3 protein-coding genes are annotated in these 2,613 nt (G+C 65.0%); all 3 read right to left on the reverse strand.

Annotated elements, in window-relative coordinates:
- Window positions 1-458 (reverse strand): HD domain-containing protein (locus tag JCM12296_RS39470; protein ID WP_157068168.1); only part of this gene is annotated, 458 nt, incomplete at its 3' end.
- Entirely contained in the window at window positions 427-855 is a 429-nt protein-coding gene (locus JCM12296_RS33980) for a nucleotidyltransferase family protein (protein ID WP_054702471.1), read from the reverse strand. The genes JCM12296_RS39470 and JCM12296_RS33980, both read right to left, overlap by 32 nt.
- A gap of 46 nt (window positions 856-901) precedes the next feature.
- Window positions 902-2,613, reverse strand: a 1,712-nt coding sequence (locus tag JCM12296_RS33985; RefSeq protein WP_083456778.1) for a BRCT domain-containing protein, incomplete at its 5' end; no start/stop codon positions are given.

Here is a 2,613-nt window from a genome sequence, read left to right on the forward strand (position 1 = left end):
AGATCGGCAAAGCCCATTTGCCGCAAGAACCTAGCCCCGGCCGCGGCATGATCCTTTTCCAAACGGGCCAGGTCGTGAATCCGGGCCGCACAGCGGATTCGGGCCACATCCAGGCGGCCACCGGCGGCCAGCACCGCATCGCCCAGCCGCCCGGCGATCCGGGCCACCTGGCGGCAATGATCATCGATGGCTTGCGGCAGGCGGCAAACCGTCGTCATGAGCAGATCACACTCCCTGTCGGTGAGTATTTCCGCCATGGCCGCACGTTCGGTCAGCCGATCGAAATCCGTGGGCGTATCCATATCCAGCAGCGCGCCCTCGTCGGCCAGGGGAACATCCCGCGCCTCGGCCGTGAAACGGTCCAGAACCGTCTTGAGGCCACCCCGGCCGTCATGCGCCAGGATCGCCGGTTTCAGGGACCGTGGATCAGGGGGGATGGCCGCGCTCGTCCCCGACACAAGGATAGATGACGGCGGCCGGCGTTTCGGTCAATGCCGCCAACAGGCGTTTTACCGTATACGGCCGTACCAGGGGGATGTCCACCGGATGGACGAAGAAGGCCGGGCAGGCATCCGGCAAATCGCCCACGCCGGCCAGCACCGATGAGAACATGCCGCTGTCATGATCGGGATTGTGGACGATGCGCACGGGCGCTTGCCCAAGGGCGGCGCGGATGTCATCGGCCCGGAATCCGGTGACCACATGGATGTCGGCCACGCCAAGGGACCGGTACAGGGAGACCACGCGGTCAAGGGCCGTTCGGCCGCCCAATTCGAGCAACGGCTTGAAGCGTCCCATGCGCGAGGCATATCCGGCGGCGAGAATCACAGCCGATGGGCTGTGGTCATCGGTCATGGGGAGATCCTTTCCGGCGCGGTGATCGCATGGCAGGTCGGCGGTGTCAACCGCGTCCTTCCACCAGCGCCAGGTACTCGGCTTCGGTGAAGAGGGTGACCCCCAGGCGCTTGGCCTTTTCCAGCTTGGTGGCACCGACCTTTTCGCCGCACACCAGGTAGTCGGTGTTGCCGCTCACCGCCGTCTGCACCTTGGCGCCCAGGGCTCTGGCGCCGGCCTGCATGGCCTCACGGGTGCCGTGGATCATCTTGCCGGTGAAGACGATGCCCTTGCCGGCAATGGGGCTGTCGGCGGCAGCCTGCTCGGAAGCCAGGGGCGTGCGCACCAGGTTGAAGTCAAGCTCGAGCATGTGCGCCATCAACGGCCTGAGGCGCATCAGATCCTCGGCGATGGATTTGCTGGTGATCGCGCCGAAGCCCTTGATTTCCGCGATCGCGGAATCGTCCAGGGTGAGAACTGTCTCGATGGGGAAATGGGCCAACAACTTGCGGCTGTCCCCGGTGCCGAGATCGCTGATGCCAAAGGCGGCCAGAAATCGCCAGTCCTCCACCGGCCGGGTGCGGCTGATGGTGATGGCCTCGGCCAGGTTGCGGGATTGCACCGGCCCGAAGCCCATGGCGACGAAATCCGCCTCGGTGAGCCGGTAAATCGCCTCCAGGGTGGTGTGGCCATTTTCCACGAGACGCTGGATGGTTTTGATCCCGAACCAATCGGCATTGCCCAGGATGCGGAACCAGTGACTGATGCGTTGCTCGATCTGCGCCCGGCAGGCCGGGTTGGTGCACTTGAGAAAATCGTTCTGCCAGGAGAGCGGGCTGTCGCAGGACGGGCAGGTGTCAGGCAAATGGACCTCGCCGCGCGCCTCGAGCACCGCTTCCAGCTTGGGAATGACCTCACCGCTGCGAATGATTTCGATACGCGTGCCCGTGCCGATGCCTTGGCTGCGGATGTTGCCGGCGTGATGGGCCGTGACCCGGCGAATGGTGGCGCCGGACAGGGAGACCGGGGCCACGATCATCACCGGGGTGACATTGCCCGTGCGACCCACCTGCCATTGCACCTCCTCGACCGTCGTTTCGGCCGTGTCGCCCTTGCTTTTGATGGCGATCTGCCAGCGATAGTGGTGGGCCGTGGCGCCCATCCGGGCCTTCAGACGTTCGTCGGTCACTTCGGCCACGACCCCGTCGGTGGGATAGTCCACCTCGGCCTGAAGCGCTTCTGCAAGCTGGCGGCGCTCCTCGATCAATTGTTGGCCGGTGACGATTCGCGACTTGATCTGGCTGTAGGGCAGGAAACGCACCATGCCGGCTTCCAGGGCTTTGCGGGCATTTTCATTGAGCGTATCCGAGGAGACGATGCCGACCACCATGTTGCGCGGGTGCTCGAAGAACTCGGCCATGTGGGTGTCGAAATAGGATTTGACCACCACGATTTCGCCCACGCCTTGCCCGCGGCCGCCGATGGGCTTCACCCCCTTGGCAAAGGCACTGGAAATCTCATAGCCGACTTCGCCGTTGCCGCGGGTGGCGAACACCTCGCCGTCGTCCCGCCCGGCCAGACCGTCCAGCTTGGGGGTCAGCCGGAAGGTCAGATCGGTGATGCCCAGGGCATCGGCCTCCTTCTGTACCCGGTTCACGAACCGCTCCAGTTGCTCGCGGTTGTAGGCCTTTTCGATGGAGAGCATGGGGGCCGGGTGGCGCACCTGCTGCCGGCCGCCGAACGCCTCCGGTTCCACGGCCTGCAGGAACGCGTGGCCGG

Origin of the sequence: Desulfosarcina cetonica JCM 12296, from assembly GCF_001311845.1 — a bacterium.
Lineage (GTDB): Bacteria > Desulfobacterota > Desulfobacteria > Desulfobacterales > Desulfosarcinaceae > Desulfosarcina > Desulfosarcina cetonica.

What these genes read in the sequence shown, in the direction of transcription:
- JCM12296_RS33980 (WP_054702471.1), bottom strand. Translation starts at nt 855, where the DNA reads ATGACCGATGACCACAGCCCATCGGCTGTGATTCTCGCCGCCGGATAT.